At 63.3% G+C, this 15,045-nt stretch carries 21 protein-coding genes; 11 read left to right on the plus strand and 10 right to left on the minus strand.

From position 1 onward, the window contains the following. Nucleotides 1-279: 279 nt before the first annotated feature. The 7 genes from ABEA02_RS18800 (at nucleotide 280) to ABEA02_RS18830 (ending at nucleotide 6,354) form a co-directional block, all read left to right on the plus strand. The gene (locus ABEA02_RS18800) at nucleotides 280-735 is read left to right on the plus strand and encodes a group II truncated hemoglobin (RefSeq protein WP_345534639.1); all 456 of its coding nucleotides are present in this window, start codon (nucleotides 280-282) and stop codon (nucleotides 733-735) included. Continuing rightward, a complete protein-coding gene (locus tag ABEA02_RS18805) occupies nucleotides 719-1,315 on the plus strand; it encodes a hypothetical protein (protein ID WP_345534640.1) in 597 nt (198 codons plus the stop codon). Before ABEA02_RS18800 ends, ABEA02_RS18805 begins: the two co-directional genes overlap by 17 nt. A gap of 181 nt (nucleotides 1,316-1,496) precedes the next feature. After that, complete coding sequence (locus ABEA02_RS18810) at nucleotides 1,497-2,327, plus strand: NAD(+)--dinitrogen-reductase ADP-D-ribosyltransferase (protein ID WP_345534641.1); 831 nt, start codon at nucleotides 1,497-1,499, stop codon at nucleotides 2,325-2,327. Further along, nucleotides 2,320-3,252 carry an ADP-ribosyl-[dinitrogen reductase] hydrolase gene (gene draG / locus ABEA02_RS18815; protein WP_345534642.1) on the plus strand — a complete coding sequence of 311 codons (933 nt, stop codon included), beginning with the start codon at nucleotides 2,320-2,322 and terminating at the stop codon, nucleotides 3,250-3,252. The genes ABEA02_RS18810 and draG overlap by 8 nt, the downstream gene beginning before the upstream one ends. Before the next feature lie 213 nt (nucleotides 3,253-3,465). Then, nucleotides 3,466-5,064, plus strand: coding sequence for a nitroreductase family protein (locus ABEA02_RS18820; RefSeq protein WP_345534643.1), 1,599 nt, complete (start codon nucleotides 3,466-3,468; stop codon nucleotides 5,062-5,064). Between the two features lie 4 nt (nucleotides 5,065-5,068). Then, nucleotides 5,069-5,842: an ankyrin repeat domain-containing protein gene (locus tag ABEA02_RS18825; RefSeq protein WP_345534644.1), complete on the plus strand. Its 774-nt coding sequence runs from the start codon at nucleotides 5,069-5,071 to the stop codon at nucleotides 5,840-5,842. 77 nt (nucleotides 5,843-5,919) lie between these two features. Further along, nucleotides 5,920-6,354, plus strand: coding sequence for an ArsC/Spx/MgsR family protein (locus ABEA02_RS18830; protein WP_345534645.1), 435 nt, complete (start codon nucleotides 5,920-5,922; stop codon nucleotides 6,352-6,354). A 50-nt stretch (nucleotides 6,355-6,404) separates the two neighbouring features. Here ABEA02_RS18830 and ABEA02_RS18835 read toward each other — a convergent pair whose 3' ends face one another. Beyond that, nucleotides 6,405-6,572 carry a hypothetical protein gene (locus tag ABEA02_RS18835; protein WP_345534646.1) on the minus strand — a complete coding sequence of 56 codons (168 nt, stop codon included), beginning with the start codon at nucleotides 6,570-6,572 and terminating at the stop codon, nucleotides 6,405-6,407. 39 nt (nucleotides 6,573-6,611) lie between these two features. On the opposite strand from ABEA02_RS18835, the gene ABEA02_RS18840 reads away from it, so the two are divergent. The 3 genes from ABEA02_RS18840 to ABEA02_RS18850 all read left to right on the plus strand — a co-directional run bounded on the left by ABEA02_RS18840 (nucleotide 6,612) and on the right by ABEA02_RS18850 (nucleotide 8,095). Beyond that, nucleotides 6,612-6,899 carry a DUF6156 family protein gene (locus ABEA02_RS18840; protein WP_345534647.1) on the plus strand — a complete coding sequence of 96 codons (288 nt, stop codon included), beginning with the start codon at nucleotides 6,612-6,614 and terminating at the stop codon, nucleotides 6,897-6,899. A 189-nt stretch (nucleotides 6,900-7,088) separates the two neighbouring features. Further along, entirely contained in the window at nucleotides 7,089-7,703 is a 615-nt protein-coding gene (locus ABEA02_RS18845) for a glutathione S-transferase family protein (protein ID WP_345534648.1), read from the plus strand. 5 nt (nucleotides 7,704-7,708) lie between these two features. After that, nucleotides 7,709-8,095: a hypothetical protein gene (locus tag ABEA02_RS18850; protein ID WP_345534649.1), complete on the plus strand. Its 387-nt coding sequence runs from the start codon at nucleotides 7,709-7,711 to the stop codon at nucleotides 8,093-8,095. Nucleotides 8,096-8,138: 43 nt separating this feature from the next. On the opposite strand, the gene ABEA02_RS18855 is transcribed toward ABEA02_RS18850, so the two are convergent. The 4 genes from ABEA02_RS18855 to ABEA02_RS18870 all read right to left on the minus strand — a co-directional run bounded on the left by ABEA02_RS18855 (nucleotide 8,139) and on the right by ABEA02_RS18870 (nucleotide 10,436). Beyond that, nucleotides 8,139-8,600: a DUF4149 domain-containing protein gene (locus ABEA02_RS18855; protein WP_345534650.1), complete on the minus strand. Its 462-nt coding sequence runs from the start codon at nucleotides 8,598-8,600 to the stop codon at nucleotides 8,139-8,141. A gap of 362 nt (nucleotides 8,601-8,962) precedes the next feature. Next, nucleotides 8,963-9,430: a hypothetical protein gene (locus ABEA02_RS18860; RefSeq protein ID WP_345534651.1), complete on the minus strand. Its 468-nt coding sequence runs from the start codon at nucleotides 9,428-9,430 to the stop codon at nucleotides 8,963-8,965. Then, nucleotides 9,430-9,786 (minus strand): hypothetical protein, encoded by a 357-nt coding sequence (locus ABEA02_RS18865; RefSeq protein WP_345534652.1) that lies wholly within the window; start codon nucleotides 9,784-9,786, stop codon nucleotides 9,430-9,432. Before ABEA02_RS18865 ends, ABEA02_RS18860 begins: the two co-directional genes overlap by 1 nt. 353 nt (nucleotides 9,787-10,139) lie before the next feature. Further along, the gene (locus ABEA02_RS18870) at nucleotides 10,140-10,436 is read right to left on the minus strand and encodes a hypothetical protein (RefSeq protein ID WP_345534653.1); all 297 of its coding nucleotides are present in this window, start codon (nucleotides 10,434-10,436) and stop codon (nucleotides 10,140-10,142) included. A 343-nt stretch (nucleotides 10,437-10,779) separates the two neighbouring features. On the opposite strand from ABEA02_RS18870, the gene ABEA02_RS18875 reads away from it, so the two are divergent. Continuing rightward, nucleotides 10,780-11,580, plus strand: coding sequence for a substrate-binding periplasmic protein (locus ABEA02_RS18875; protein WP_345534654.1), 801 nt, complete (start codon nucleotides 10,780-10,782; stop codon nucleotides 11,578-11,580). 35 nt (nucleotides 11,581-11,615) lie between these two features. On the opposite strand, the gene ABEA02_RS18880 is transcribed toward ABEA02_RS18875, so the two are convergent. The 5 genes from ABEA02_RS18880 to ABEA02_RS18900 form a co-directional block, all read right to left on the minus strand. Continuing rightward, a complete protein-coding gene (locus ABEA02_RS18880; RefSeq protein WP_345534655.1) occupies nucleotides 11,616-11,951 on the minus strand; it encodes a HepT-like ribonuclease domain-containing protein in 336 nt (111 codons plus the stop codon). Nucleotides 11,952-12,031: 80 nt separating this feature from the next. Beyond that, nucleotides 12,032-12,265: a hypothetical protein gene (locus ABEA02_RS18885; RefSeq protein ID WP_345534656.1), complete on the minus strand. Its 234-nt coding sequence runs from the start codon at nucleotides 12,263-12,265 to the stop codon at nucleotides 12,032-12,034. Between the two features lie 170 nt (nucleotides 12,266-12,435). Continuing rightward, the gene (locus ABEA02_RS18890; protein ID WP_345534657.1) at nucleotides 12,436-12,732 is read right to left on the minus strand and encodes a hypothetical protein; all 297 of its coding nucleotides are present in this window, start codon (nucleotides 12,730-12,732) and stop codon (nucleotides 12,436-12,438) included. Nucleotides 12,733-12,757: 25 nt separating this feature from the next. Continuing rightward, nucleotides 12,758-13,585 carry an SIR2 family NAD-dependent protein deacylase gene (locus tag ABEA02_RS18895; RefSeq protein WP_345534658.1) on the minus strand — a complete coding sequence of 276 codons (828 nt, stop codon included), beginning with the start codon at nucleotides 13,583-13,585 and terminating at the stop codon, nucleotides 12,758-12,760. 150 nt (nucleotides 13,586-13,735) lie between these two features. Then, nucleotides 13,736-14,890 (minus strand): DegT/DnrJ/EryC1/StrS family aminotransferase, encoded by a 1,155-nt coding sequence (locus ABEA02_RS18900; protein WP_345534659.1) that lies wholly within the window; start codon nucleotides 14,888-14,890, stop codon nucleotides 13,736-13,738. Nucleotides 14,891-15,045: the final 155 nt, after the last annotated feature.

Below are 15,045 nucleotides of genomic sequence, written 5' to 3' on the forward strand. Positions count from 1 at the left end.
CCTTTCAGCAACTGGCGTGCCACCCTCTTGAAATCCTCTTGAAAGCCTTTATTTGCGCGGGTTTTCGGGCGATGCCACAAAACTATCGAGGTGATAGTCGGGTGTGACAAATGCGACAAAGGCATTGCGCCTGTCACAAAGCACACGGCGCCATAAAACCGCGCCTGAAAGTCGACAAACGCGCGTAGAAGCGCGCCAGTGCTGGGTTTGTGTGCGACAGACAGTTGTCGGGTACGGGCCTTGCTGATAAGGGTTCGTATTCGCTACAGCCCGCCAGCAATGAACACGCCCATCGCGCCAATCGTGGCCTCGGCCCCGAGCACCGACAACCCCGCCAATCCGCACTTCACGCGGATCGGTGGCGTACCGGTCATCGCGCAGCTGGTGGAGCGTTTCTACTTCCATATGGACACGCTGCCCGAGGCTGCCCGCATCCGCGCGATGCATCCGCCCAACCTCGGGCCGGTCAAGCAGGTTCTGGTGGGCTTCCTCACCGAATGGATGGGAGGCCCCCAGGCTTACTCGGTCGAGCGCGGCCACCCGCGCCTGCGTCGCAAGCATCTGCCCTTCCCGATCGGCGCTGCCGAACGCGACGCATGGATGCTGTGCATGCGCACCGCCTTACAAGAGACCGTGCAGGACACGGCGCTCATTGCCCAACTGGAGCAAGCCTTTTTCAAAACCGCAGATTTCATCCGCAATGACGAGGATCACCACCATGACCACCATCGATAAAACCGCCTTTGCGTCCCTCGAAGCTGAAGGACGACTCCTCAACGCCGTGTTCAAGGGGCCGACCGCAACCGCCGGGCGCTTCGGGTTCCGCGGTGACATCGCCATCGAGTTCCAGCAGCAGAAGGCCGACGAGAAGCGCCCGCCTGAAAAGTGCGTCGAGCAAGTCATCGCCGCCTGCCAGGAAGGCGAAGTCGGCTTCAGCTTCCTGGGCGGCTTCCTGCTCTCATTCGGCTACATCAAGCTGCTTGCCGAAACCCTGGGCGAGAAGCTCACGCCGACCGGCAAGTACATCCTCTACTGCGACAACATCGATCTGTCGAAGAAGTACGTCATCAACTACGCCGGCGCCACCTTCTACATCCTGCCGATCGACGAAGCGACCGTGTACAACGAGCTGCTCGAAATCTTCTATCTCGAAAAGAACGACCTCAAGAAGCTCGACACAGGCGGCAAGACCGAAGCCGTGGTGAATGGCGGGCTGAAGTTTGTCGGCGACAAGAAGTTCATCCAGAGCACGTATGACGAACTGCTGACGCTGATGGGCCCCGTGCGCAATCCGTACGAGAATCGCCCCGTTTAAGGGTCTGTCATTCCCGCCAGCTTTACCAGCGGCATTGCCGCACTTCGCTCCCCTCCCCCGCTTGCGGGGGAGGGGCTGGGGGAGAGGGCTGGCGCGGGAATCCAGTGGCGTTGCGTGAAAGTCGCTGGATTCCCGCCTGCGCGGGAATGACGCCCTTTGTTGCACTCGCCACTCGCCCGCCATGGCTGCCCGCGACGAAGGTCTGATGCTTGAGCACCAGCCCAGCCGCTGGTATTCCACCAACATGGTGGGTATACCGGCAGATCTGGTCGCGTCGGTCGCTTTCAACGAGCATCCACAAGCCCTGCGCATTGCCGGCACGCGCGAGGCGAATGCGGGCCTGTTCCGCCTGCTGGATGACGCCGTAGACCAGGCTGACGCGGCCGACCGCTTTGCGCATTACATGGACGCCGTGTTCGGGCTGGAGAAGCCCGACCCCACGCAGCCACGCCCCCGTGAACGACGCTTCCGTGCCAGCTATCTCAAACTGCTGCAAGGCTGGGGCTTCGACTCCAACAGTCCGCAGGGGGCTGTGCTCAAAGGCTGGGTGGAGAGCCGCTTCGGCATCACGCCTTCGTTCCACAAGTCGGCGCTGGACCGCTATCCCTCACCCGCCTGGACGGGCTATCTCGAAGAGAAGTTCAACAGTCGCTTCCACAACAACTGCATCAACATGCAACTGGATGCGCTGTACGAATTCTGCCAATGGAGCCTCGTGCGTTTCGCACATCCGCTCTGCCGCCTCATGTGGCGCGGCACCAACCACATGGAAGAGCAGATCCTCAGCGGCTCGCTGCGGAGCCGCGAGTGCATCACGCGTCTCAACAACCTCGTCTCGTTCAGTCTTGATGCCGAACGAGCCAGCGAGTTTGGCGACTGGGTACTGAAGAGCGACGTCCCGGCCTGCAAATTGCTGTTCTTTCCCGGCCTGCTGAACGACAAGGTGCTCAACGCCGAAGGCGAAGCCCTGGTCATCGGCGGTCTTTATCGCGTGGAGGCACGTTATGGTTGATCTGGTTCTCGAACGCCCTGCCCGTCTGCCTGAGGCCCCGCCGCTGTCGCTGCTCGACCGCGCCCTCGGCGCCTATCTGGGCCTCGCCATCGGCGACGCGCTGGGCGCCACGGTCGAGTTCATGACTCCGCGCGAGATCATGACCACCTATGGCACGCATCGCCATGTCATCGGCGGCGGCTGGCTCAAACTCAAGCCCGGCCAGGTGACAGACGACACCACCATGGCGCTCGCGCTGGGGGACGCCATCGTCAAGGCGCGCGGCTGGGATCTGCGCGAAGTCGCCGAACACTATGCGGACTGGCTGCGCGGCATGCCGGTCGACTGCGGCAACACCTGCCGGCGCGGCATCCGGCGTTACATGCTCGACGGCACGCTCGAAGCTGCCTTCAACGAGGGGGACGCCGGCAACGGCGCCGTGATGCGCAACCTGCCCGCCGTGCTCGGCTTCCTGCACGACGATGCACAGCTCGTGCGCCACAGCTTTGAGCAGGGCCGCGTCACGCACAACCACCCGCTGTCCGACCTCGCCAACGTGGCCATTGCGCGCATGACGGCATCCCTCCTGCGTGGCGAGCCCGTTACCCAGGCCAAGCGCATTGCCGAAGAACTCGCCGCGCAGGAGCCGCGCTTCTCGACCAGCCGCTACAAGGGCCGCGCCACCGGCTACATCGTGGACACCATGCAGACCGTGCTGCACCACTTCTTCACGCACGACGATTTCGAGAACTGCGTGATCGCCGTAGTCAATCGCGGTGACGATGCCGACACCACCGGCGCGCTGGCCGGCATGCTCGCTGGCGCACGCTTCGGCCTGCGCGCCCTGCCTCGCCAATGGCTGCGCAAGATCGACCCCGACATCCGCCACCGCATTGAAGTGCAGACGCGACAGCTGTTGGGGCTCGCGTTCCCGAGGAAGGTGTGATGGGCGAACACACGCTCCAGATCCCGCGCATCGTCATTCCCGCCAGCTTTACCAGCGGCATTGCCGCACTTCGCTCCCCTCCCCCGCATGCGGGGGAGGGGCTGGGGGAGAGGGCTGGCGCGGAAATCCAGCGTCTTTCAACGACTCTGAATTCCCGCCTTCGCGGGAATGACGGCTGGGAAAGAACGCACTTTCAAGGCAGGAAGCACTGACATGCTCGACGAACGCCTGCAAACCCTCTTCGCCTACCACGAGCGCAGCAAACACACGCTGCAGCAGTACGCCAAGGGCCCCGAGACGCTGGACTGGGATTCGCAGCCCGATCCGTTCCGCCGCTTCGAGGGCAGCCCCGTCGACGCCCTGCCCCTCGTCGCTGATGGCCTGCGCCGCAGCTGGTCCGACCTGCACTTGGGCCTGATCACGCCGCAGATCTTCCAGCGCGAAGCGCTCGCCGCCCTGCTCGAACTCTCCTTCGGCCTGTCCGCCTGGAAGCAATACGGCCCCGACCGCTGGGCGCTGCGCTGCAATCCTTCCAGCGGCAACCTGCACCCCACCGAAGCCTATGTCATCGCGCAGGGCTTTCCGGATGTCGACGACGGCCTCTACCACTACGCGCCGCGCGAACACGCGCTGGAGCTGCGCGCCGCACTTGCCGCCAATCGGCCGCAAGACCGGCCACACCTGTGGGTCGCTCTCAGTTCAGTGATGTGGCGCGAGGCCTGGAAGTACGGCGAGCGTGCCTTCCGCTACTGCCAGCTCGACACCGGCCACGCGCTGGGTGCCTTGCGCTATGCCTCCGCGCTGATGGGCTGGCAGGCGCGCGTGGTGCCGATGAACGCCGACGACCTCGGCCGCCTCATCGGCAGCTCACGCCACACCGACTACATGATGGTGGAGGAAGAAGAACCCGAACTGCTCGTCGAGATTCTGCCCGCAGGCGCAACCCCGCTCTGCCCGCGCGGCTGGATCGATGAAGCCGCCTTTCTCGGCAAGCCCAGCCGGCTCGACAAGGGACGCCGCCTCTACCAGTGGCCCATCATCGACGAAGCCGCCGCCGCGTCTCGCCTCATCTTTGCCGACCCTCCCTCGCGCCCGCCACGCCAGCCCGCGGGCAACGCCCTGATACGCAGCGAACAGCCCGCCGCCACGCTGATCCGCCAGCGCCGCAGCGCGCAGCACTTCGAACGCCGCGCCAGCATGCCGTCGGCATCCTTCCTGGCCATCGCACGCAGCCTCATGGAAGACTGCCTGCCCTTCGATGCCTGGCATCTGCCGCCGCGCATCCACCCGGTGTTCTTCGTGCATCGCGTCGACGGCATTCCCGCCGGTGCCTGGGCCATGCCGCGCAGCCGGCGTGGCGAGCAGATCATGCGCTCCAGCCTCTCGCACGACATGCAGTGGCAGCCACTCGAAGGCTGCGACACGGATCTGCCGCTCTTCATGCTCGCCAACAACGCCGCACTGGCCGGCACCCTGCGCACGCTGTGCTGCCACCAGGCCATCGGCTCGGATGCCTGTTTCGCCGTGGCCCTGCTGGCCGACTTTGCCGGCGCGCTGGATGAAGACCCCGCGCACTACCGCCACCTCTTCCAGGAGGCCGGCCTCATCGGCCAGGCGCTCTACATGGAAGCCGAAGCCATGGGCCTGCGCGGCACCGGCATCGGCTGCTTTTTCGACGATGCCCTGCACGACCTGCTCGGCATCCACGACCGTCAGTTACAGACGCTCTATCACTTCACCGTCGGCGTGCCCCTCGTCGACAACCGCATCACCACCGAGCCGCCCTACGAGGGCAGGCCGTTAAAGGACTAGAACCATGACAGAGAGAAAATTCCAGCGCCTCGCCGTCAGCGAACTCGGCGCCTGGCTGGGCGCCAACCCCGATGCCTTGATCCTCGACGCTCGCGACGCCAATGCCTTTGCAGCTGGCAACATCGAGACGAGCGTGCGTCTCGACGGTCGCAACCACGAAGGCCTGATCTTCTCCACGCCCAAGTCGCGGCCGGTGTTCATCTACTGTTATCGCGGCAACGCCAGCCAGACCTACGCGCAACAGTTTGCCGACTTCGGCTTCCGCAATGTTGCTGACCTTGTCGGCGGCTGGGAAGGCTTGCAGAAAGCACTGGCGCACAGGCCCGCCGTCGATGCGGGGCTCGCCACCTGGCTGAATAACAATGGCTTCAGCGATGTGCAGACTGCCGGCACGCATGGCAACACGCCGCTGATGCACGCGGCGTGGAAAGGTGAAGCCTCGGTCGTGGATGCGCTGCTCGCCGCTGGCGCGCGCGTCGACGCCGTCAATAACGATGGCAACACCGCCCTGTGGCTGGCCTGCGTGAGCAACGACCCCGCCATCGTGCAGCGCATTGCCTCTGCAGGCGCAGACATCGACCACGCCAACCTCACCGGCGCGACCAGCCTGATGTACGCCGCCTCATCGAGCAAACCCGACATCGTCGCCACCCTGCTCGCCCTCGGCGCCGACCCGCTGATCCAGACACAGGACGATTTCAGCGCACTGGACATGGCGGCGAGTGTGGAATGCCTGCAACTGCTGCGCGCGGCGACGCGAACGGCGAAGCAGGCTTGAAAACGCAGGGTGCGCAATGCGCACCGTCCACTCCACCCCAACCTGTGGTGCGCGGTGCGCACCCTACGGAGGCCACCATGCCCCACATCCTTTTCTGGGAAAAACCCGGCTGCGGCGGCAACGCCAAGCAGAAAGCCTGGCTGCAGGCCGCTGGCCACACGCTTGAAGTGCGCGACCTGCTCTCCTGGCCCTGGACGGCCTTCACGCTGCTCGAATTCCTCGGCCCGCTGCCGGTGGCTGACTGGTTCAATCGCGCCGCACCGCGTGTGAAATCGGGCGAGATCGTGCCCGAGGCGCTCAAAGCCGACAAAGCCATCGAACTTCTGCTCGCCGAGCCACTGCTGATCCGTCGCCCGCTGATGCAGGTGCGAGACGAACGCCGCGTCGGCTTCGACCCCGCTGCCGTGGATGCCTGGATCGGCCTTAACGCGCAGGACGCGGCACGCCCCGTTGCGCGCGCCGAGGGCTGCGCGGCAAACATCAACAGCGCACCATGCACACCCGCTACGTAGGGTGCGCACTGCGCACCATTTGGCCGCCACACCTCGCGACGCGCACTGCGTCAATCAGGCGTCATGTCCGGGTGAAAGATCACCTCATCGGGCATGCCGCCCTCGCCTGCCTGCAGGCTAACCCCACCGAGCGGCGAGTAACCGACATCGCCTTCGAGCAGCACCGTCGCTTCTGCCGGCATTTCGGCGAGCCACTTCATCAACTGTTGCACGTTCATCACTGACACCTGTCGATAACCCATACGGAGACAAGCAACATGGAGTCCACCGACTTCGACCACGAGCGCTTCTTCCTCAGCTACACCGGCGTCAAACTGCCCCTGCAGCTCTTCGACGAACTCGCCCCCGACGCACTGCGCAACCGCAACACCTGGTTCCGCGCCCGCTACGCGGCCGATGGCCGCATGCTCTGCTGCGAGAAGTTCGTCTACGGCGAAGTCGAGATGCGCCATGACTATCTCTACGATGCAGAGGGCCAGCTCTGCGAAGCGCACGTGAAGGGGCCGGACGAAGACGAGGACGTGCAGGTGTTGACCTTCAGCTAGGCATCGCTCCGTCATTCCCGCGCAGGCGGGAATCCAGTGACTTTTCGAACGACGCTGGATTCCCGCCCGTGCCCTCTCCCCCAACCCCTCTCCCGCAAGCGGGAGAGGGGAGCGAAAAGCGGCGTTGCCGAGCATAAAGCTGGCGGGAATGACGAACTTCTGGCAACCCCAGCCCAAACAGGAAATCGCATGAAGTTCTACATGGCTCCCGGCTCCTGCACGACCGGCATTCACATCCTGCTCGAAGAGCTCGAACTGCCCTTCGAAGTGTGGGTGGTCAACATTCCCGCGGGCGACAACCGCAAGCCCGAATACCTCGCGCTCAACCCGCGCGGCACCATCCCCACCCTCGTGCTCGACGACGGCAACGTGCTCGGCGATTACCTCGCCATCTCGTACTGGCTGGCCGCCAGACACCCGCGCCGCAAGCTGCTACCCGAAGACTCCGTGCTGGCGGCAAAGGCCATGTCGCTCCTGTCTTATGTAACGGGCCACGTGCACGGCCAGGCTTACACGCGCATCTTCACCACCGACGCCTACACCGCCGACGCCACCCAGCACGTCGCCGTGCAGGCACGCGGCCGCGAGATGGTGACGCAAGCGTTTGAGTTGCTCGAAGCATGGCTACCCGATGAAGGCTATGCCGTCGGCAACTTCTCGATCGCCGATCCGGCGCTGTTCTACGTCGCGTTCTGGGCCGAACACCTCAAGATTCCACTCCCCCCGCGCTGTCAGGCGCACTACGCCCTCATGCGCAGCCGCCCCGTGGTGCAACGCGTCCTGCGGGAAGAAGGCTACAGGTAATCCACATGGAACCACGCATACAGCCCCTGCACTACGACTACACCGAGTTCGCACTGGCAAAAGCCTTCTTCTTTCGTGCATGGTGCGAATTCGCCCGCGAGCGCGGCGCCCTGCTGCCTATCGACCTGTCGGGCGCCTGCAAGTATGGCTCGCTGTTCATGCACGACCTCTACGGCGGCGTCATCGAGGGCCACTATGCGCATCAGTACAACCGCATCGCCGGCCGACTGGTCGATCTCAGCCATGACGCCAGCGATGTGGGAGCCATGCGCGAGCCTTACTCACACGACCCTGCCTACTTCGACATCCCCGAGTATCGCGTCGCTCTCATTGCCTGCCAGCCGCGCGTTGACCGCTGGGTGAGTGCCTACCTGCTCGAAACCGGTAGCTGACCCTGCAGCGCACGCCCCACCGCGTGGGCTCACCGGGCCCACACTACAGCGAGCGCCCCAGCATCGCGATCAGCGTCGTCAGTACACCCAGCGCGAGATTCAGCGCCACCAGGCGGCGGATGCGCGACAGGCTCGCTGCCGCCACAGGCAAGGCCGCAGTGCTGACCGCATGACGCAGGCGCGGATACTCGCTCAAGCGGATCCAGCCGAAGATCAGCGCCATCACGATGCCGATGCCCATCATCACGTGCAGGTAGACCGCCGGCGTCGGCCCACCCGTCTCGATCAGCCGCATCATCGCCACGCCCGTCACCAGCACGACGACCACAGCCACCGTCACCCACGCAAAGAAGCGACCCAGCAGACGCGCCATCAGCGGCAAGCGCTGCGGCGGCTCAAGCAACTCGGCCACGGTCGGCCGCACGATGAAATGCATCAACACCATGCCCCCTACCCAGACAATGATGGCCAGCACATGCAGGCTGCGCAGAATGTCGTACAACACGGTGAGGCTCCTGAAGAAGGGATGGACGCAAGTATGGAGGAAAGGCGGTCAGGGTAGCGACCACGCCCGCGAATGCCGCACACGCATAGCCGTTCCCTCTCCCTTGGGGCGAAGAGTGAATTCGCAAAGCACTGCTTTGCGCCTCTGCAGCCGACAGGCAGTGCAATGCCTGCCGTGGGGCGCGGAGCGGGGTGACCCGTCAGGGCCGGGAGAGGGGAAAAGCCACGCACCTCACTCAAGCCTCACCGATGCGAGATTGCGAACCATCCCGCCTCTCCCGGCCTCCGGCCACCCTCCCCTCAAGGGGAGGGTGGGAGGGGTTTCAAATCACGCTCCTGCCGGAGCAAGCGCGACACCAGCCCTCAGCGCCCGCCGCCACCCATGATGAGGTCGAACACCTTGCGCATCAGCAGCAGTTCCTGCGCGTCGGCGCCGCGCAGGGCGCTGATCGGGCGGAAGATGCCACCACCACCTTCAATGCGGTGTGCTGGCGCTTCAAAGGTCGTGAAGCGCAGCAGGTGGATGCGCACGGCGCCGCTCTCTGCGGCCGCCCAGGCATCGAAGTCACCCACATACACAAATTCCGCCGGCGTGAGTTGCAGCGTCTCTAAAGCGGCGTCGATGACGGTCTGCGCCGTGACGCTGCCATCGGCGGCCGCCTCCACGCCCACCTTCGCCCCCGCCGGCAACGGCCCCGGCGCCAGCAGCGAACCGTCAGGCCAACGCGCGAACACCAGCGCCGTGCTGTAACTGTCGAAGTGCGACAGGATCACCCGGTTGTGCTGCCACACCGGATGCGTCTGGATTTCAGCCATTGCATTCATGGTCATCATATCTCCGCACGCAATTCTTCAACACGCGACTTCAGCGCCGCAGCCGTCTGTGCAGCGCCGCCGCCAATGCTCACCTCGGCCCCGGCCAGCGACTGCAAGGCCGCCGCCACCATCAGCGCCGCGCACTCCTCGCGCGGGTCACCCGACCAGCGCAACATCAAACCTTCGTCGTCGTCGGCCACCGAGAAGCCAGCGTCCTCGCCATCCAGCACGCAGCCCTGGAAGCCACTCGCCTCCGCGATCTCCAGCCCTTCCAGATCCAGCGGAAAACCCAGCGACTTCAGCGCGCCCTGCAACACGGCAGCCGCCGGCAGCGCGTCGGTTTCGATACGAATGCGACACGAACGTGACATGGAATGCTCCCAAGGGGCGAATCAGAGGGAGTTCTGCAAGAAGGGTGCCGAGCTGCTTCGTCGGACGACGCCAAACCGCCGTCATTCCCGCGAAGGCGGGAATCCAGCGACTTTCAGCGAGCGCCGGATGTAGGGCGGGTTTCAACCCGCCAACACGTTCAGGCAGAAGCTTCGGATGGCTTGCGGCGCGGGATTGTGCGATTGAAATCGCGCCTACGAATGCCCTGTCTTCGGGCACGACTGCGAAGGAAAACAGGCATCACACAGAAAGAGACAGCACCGGGATTCTTGGTCTTCGTATCGACCCGGTCTGCGAGGCATCAGGGGTGATGCGGTGAGTTTGCTGCGACGACTCAGTGCTGCACGCCGCTGTGCACCTTGGCGAGCACACGGCCTTCGGACCAGTTGAAACCTGCTGCGCTGGCAGCGTTGAGACCTTGTTCGCGACGCATGCGGTCGACGAGCATGGTCAGCACGCTCTCAATGCTGGCTGCGGGATCATTGGCCGGATCTTCAAAACGATCCAGCGAAATTTCCGGGCCTTCTTCATCATCTTCAAGCATCTGGACTATGAACACTTCTTCCTTGCCGGCATGGCCGTGCAGCGTGGCGCGAAAACGATCGCCACCATAGAAAAACTCTCGAACCATCTTGTCGAATCTCCTGTTATCTGAACTTACTTTTGGGGCCGCATTCCTGCGGTCAGCGCAAAGCGCTGCGCGTTGAATCTAGAAGATCAAAGCGGAGAGTGCGAGGCAGATTGTTTGATCTTGATCAAAAATCAATCGCGATCGACTTACTTCATAGCCAAACCTCATTCATCGGTCTGCCTGCCGCGCATTCACTCGACAAAATGCAGACACAGGGCCACCAAGGCAAGATCATTGCTGGACAATTTTCAATACCCATTTGTGATATGGCGGCAACGCTGATGGTGTGCTAACCGTTAAAGCTCACGCAGAATTTCCTGCATGAAACACGCCTCACGCAAACATGCCCGCCAGCCGGATTTTCATCTACTGCTTCATTCTTTTGTTGTTCTGTCATCCATCAGATGCAGCGCTATCGATGACGTTGGCTACCATTCCGGAATCCATTCCTGCGATGACCACAGATGGAACCATGACCAATCCTGATCGCCCCGGATTCAGGGTTGAAATCTTGCGATCGGCCGGCAATCAATGCGGAGTCTCTGTCAATTTCGTCACCGCACCCTGGCGGCGCGTTCTGGAACAGGTCAAGACAGAAGCCGTGGACGGCGCGTTTTCTGCCTCATGGTCCGCCGAGCGCGCCCAGTACGGCGTTTTCCCGCTGAAAGGCGGCGTGCCGGACCCCGCCCGAGCAATGAAAGGCTACTCCTACATCCTGTACCTGCACCCTGAAAGCAAGCTCTCCTGGAATGGCAGAACAGTCGAGGGTTCGAACCGCAAGGTCATCGTCGAACGAGGTGCGGCCGGCGTCGATATCGCTATCAAACTTGGCCTGGAGCCTCTTGAGAACACAGGCTATGCGACGATGTTGCGCATGCTGGCAAGAAGGCGCGCCGAAGGACTTATTGCCATAGAAAGCCATGTCAACGAAATACTTGCTGCCAATCCGGAACTCGTTGCTGAAGTGAAGGCACAGCAACCACCGCTTGAATCGTTGTATGGCTATGTGATGTTCAACAAGGGCTTCTATCAGGCGAATACAGCGCTGGTTGAATGCTTCTGGAAGGCGCTCGGCGACATCCGCAGCAAGCCCGCGTACCGGGAGCTTGTGAAGTCCTATAACGACGGAAAGTTCCTGGAGTAGCCGGACTCCTGGAAAAAATCCTGACGGCACAACAGTCAGGCTGAAAAGCTGAACATGCCCGGCTGGCTCTCACGGTAAACGCGCAGCCACATCAGCGTGGCGGGCACAAGCGAAATCACGGCAAACCAGAGGGCATCGTCCTGCGCCGAGCCAGGCGTAGAGAGCTGACGTCCCGTTGTGCTCCACCCGTCCCAACCAATCTCCGGCATTGCTGCATGCGCCTCGGGCGGCAGCTGCGCGATGCTGTTGCCGAGGATGATTAGCTGCCGGCTGACCTCAGCCCGGGTCAGGCGAGAGCGCAGAAACTCCTCCCGCTCCAGTCCCTCGGTGAGGATCAGAATGCTGCTGCCGGCCTCTTCGATGGTGTGCAATACCGCTGCGCTGAACATGGATTCGAGGTTTGCTTATAAGAGGTTGAGCTGCGCAAGCGCGAAGCCCAACCTGCTGTGCGTCATGCACCGATGCGGTTCACGAAGTTGAGCACTTCGTACTTGCCCACGGCACCGCACTTCACACACTTGTAGTTCACGTCGAAGATCTGCTCGGTGCAGTTCTCGGCGTAGGTCTGGCGGCAGCCGGTGGCACCGCATTCGCATTTGAGGACCTGCGCGTTGCACTTTCCGGCCAGGCCTTTGCGGTAGCCGATGCAGAGGGCGCGGTCGGATTTGATGGCGTCGTAGCTCATGATGGTTCTCTCTTGAACAGGGGATGAATCAGAATTTGTTGTTCAGCACGTCAGATCCGTTGCTGGCACGTCGCGAGCGGCCCGAGGCCGGTGCGAGAAGCGCAGACGTACTGGAGTACGTCGAGCATCGCAGCGCCGGGATCGGGCCGCGCAGTAGTGCCGGCAATGGATTACACGAAGCTGAGGATTTCTACGGTGACGTCTTCTTCGCCGATGGCGGCGACGCAGGCGAGACGCGACTTGGAGCTGACACCAACGAGGGAGTCGAGCTTTTCGTGTTCGGGCTTCTGTGCCTTGGTGAGGCTCTTGCGACCTTCGCTCACGAAGAGGTGGCTGGCTTCGCAACCACCGTTGCCGCCGCAGGTGCACTTGAGGGTTTCGCCCGCGCCCGTGATTGCGGCGAGCAGGTTGGTGCCGGGGGCAACGTCAGCGACTTTTCCAGAGGGCTGGATGGTGAGTTTTGGCATGGTGGATTCTCCTGGATGGATGTGATCAAGCGGGTTGAGACAAAGCGGTGAGCTGTGCGACGAAGGCGTCGAGCGGCATGGCGATGCGCGTGATGTTCTGCTCGGCCATGAACTTGGCTTCCATGCGCGTGGGCTCTTCGGGCAGCACGGCCCAGTGGCGGTCCGATGAGCGCTTCATGATCTGGCGCGCAAAGGTGCGGGTGAGCTGGTCGTTGAAACGGCAGCCAATGAACAGGAAGTTCTTGCCCGTGCGCAGGCTCTGGATCTCTTGCGGGATGGGGGTCTGGATATCGATCTCGGTGAGCACTTCAACGTAGTCGGTGTCGGAAACGAGGTAGTTGGCAGCCGGTGAAGCGCAGCCGATGGGCTTGTAGAGCAGCGTGCTCCAGTCGGGCGCGCGGTCGGGCACGGGGTTGCCGTCGCGGTCGTACCAGCCGGTCCAGGTGCCGAAGTGCTCGGACTGCGAGAGGCCCTGCACTTCACCCCACTTGACGCCTTCGGCCTGCAGCGCGGCGGCCATGGCTTCGTCATACCAGGCGTCGACGATCAGGGGAAAGCCCTGCCCTGCCAGCCAGGTGTGCAGCGGCGAGGTGCTGGGGGCGGCAGCAAAGGCGGCGTTCATCTGGTCGACCAGCGTCTTGCGGTGCTTGAAGTTCTCGATGAACTGAGCTGCCTGCGTGAGCTTGTTACGGATCTTGTGGGGCACGGTGACCTTGGCGGTGAGCAGGGCCACGAGTGCTTCGGGCGTGCCGGGCACGGCGTAGTCGGGCGCCAGCGAGAGAACGCTGGGGCCGAGGTAGGGCACGAGTGTGCCGGCACTGAGGCTGGCTTCGAGTTGGGCGGGCAGGGTCATGGTTGTTCCTTGTAGGGTGCGTTGTTCAAATGAACGGCAACCCCTCCCAGCCTCCCCTTATCAGGGGAGGAGCAGTCCGGCGCGCACTGCACGCACTCCCCCCTGACAAGGGGGGCTGGGGGGGTTGGGTTGCTGTGCATCGCGATCGCCTCAGTAAATGGGTACGCCGGCGCCCACGTTGGTCGCTGCGTCCTTGAGGGTGCCGACGACGAAGCGCACTTCTTCCTCGGCGATGAAGCCGTGGAAGGGCAGCGCGAGCGAGCGGTCGGCGATGCGTTCGGTGTTGGAGAGCCCGCCGACGCCCTTCTGGTAGCCGAAGCGGCTGTAGAAGAATTGCTGATGCAGGGGGCGTGCGTAGGCGGCCACTTCGACGGCTTCGTCGTCAAGGTCTTCGATGAGCTTGTCGCGCGCGCTGGCGGTGATGCGCTTGCCCAGATGCACGACGTAGAGCATCCAGTGCACTTCGTTCACGCCGTCGGCGATGTAGGGCGGCTTGATGCCCTCGAAGGTCTGCATGATTTCGTTGTACCAGACCTCGACCTGCTTCCTGCGCGCGAGGATTTCGTAGATGCGTTCCATCTGCGCAATGCCGATGGCGGCACTCAGGTCGCTCATGCAGCCCTGCATTGGCACGCGGCTGCCGACCGATACGGAGAGGCGGTCGGACAGCGAATGCGCGCGCAGGTAACGCAGCTCTGAGGCAAGGTCAGCGTCGTCGGTGAGGATCACGCCGCCTTCGCCACAGCTGACCGCCAGTGGTTGCGAGAGGTCGAAGATGGAAACGTCGCCGAAGCTGCCGACAAGGTCGTCGTAGTAACGCGAGGCAATCGCCTCGGTCGAGTCTTCGATGAGGCGCAGGCTATGGCGGTCGGCAATCTCGCGCAAGGCTCTCCAGTCGGCCGGGTGGCCGTTGCAGTTGCTGGCGATGATGGCGCGCGTCTTCGGCGTGATCTTCTGCTCGACCGACTTCGGTGCAACCGAGCCCGACCAGTAGTCGATGTCGGCAAACACCGGCGTGGCACCGGCATGCACGATGGCGTGGGCGATGTGGTGCCAGCTGTAGGCACTGGCGATGACCTCATCGCCGGGGCCGATGCCCATGGCACGCAGTGCGATCCAGCAACCAGTCATGCCGCTGGAAACACCGACGCCATATTTGCGTTCGTGAAAATCGGCGAAGACGGATTCGAAGGCTTCCACCATGGGGCCGCTCGACACGCGACCCGATTGCAGAACGTGAGAGATCAGTTGCTCTTCGCGCTCGGCGATGTCGGCAACGGAGAGGGCGATCCAGTCGCTATCCATGGTCAGTGCTCCTTTGGAAGACTGGGTGGCAGGTGCTGCGTTTGCCCTCTCCCCCAACCCCTCTCCCGCAAGCGGGCGAGGGGAGCGGGAAGTGCGCATGGCATCCCCTCTCCCGCTTGCGGGAGAGGGTGGCGCGAAGCGCCGGGAGAGGGTAG

It is taken from the genome of Viridibacterium curvum (genome assembly GCF_039544165.1).
In the GTDB taxonomy this organism is placed as follows: domain Bacteria; phylum Pseudomonadota; class Gammaproteobacteria; order Burkholderiales; family Rhodocyclaceae; genus Viridibacterium; species Viridibacterium curvum.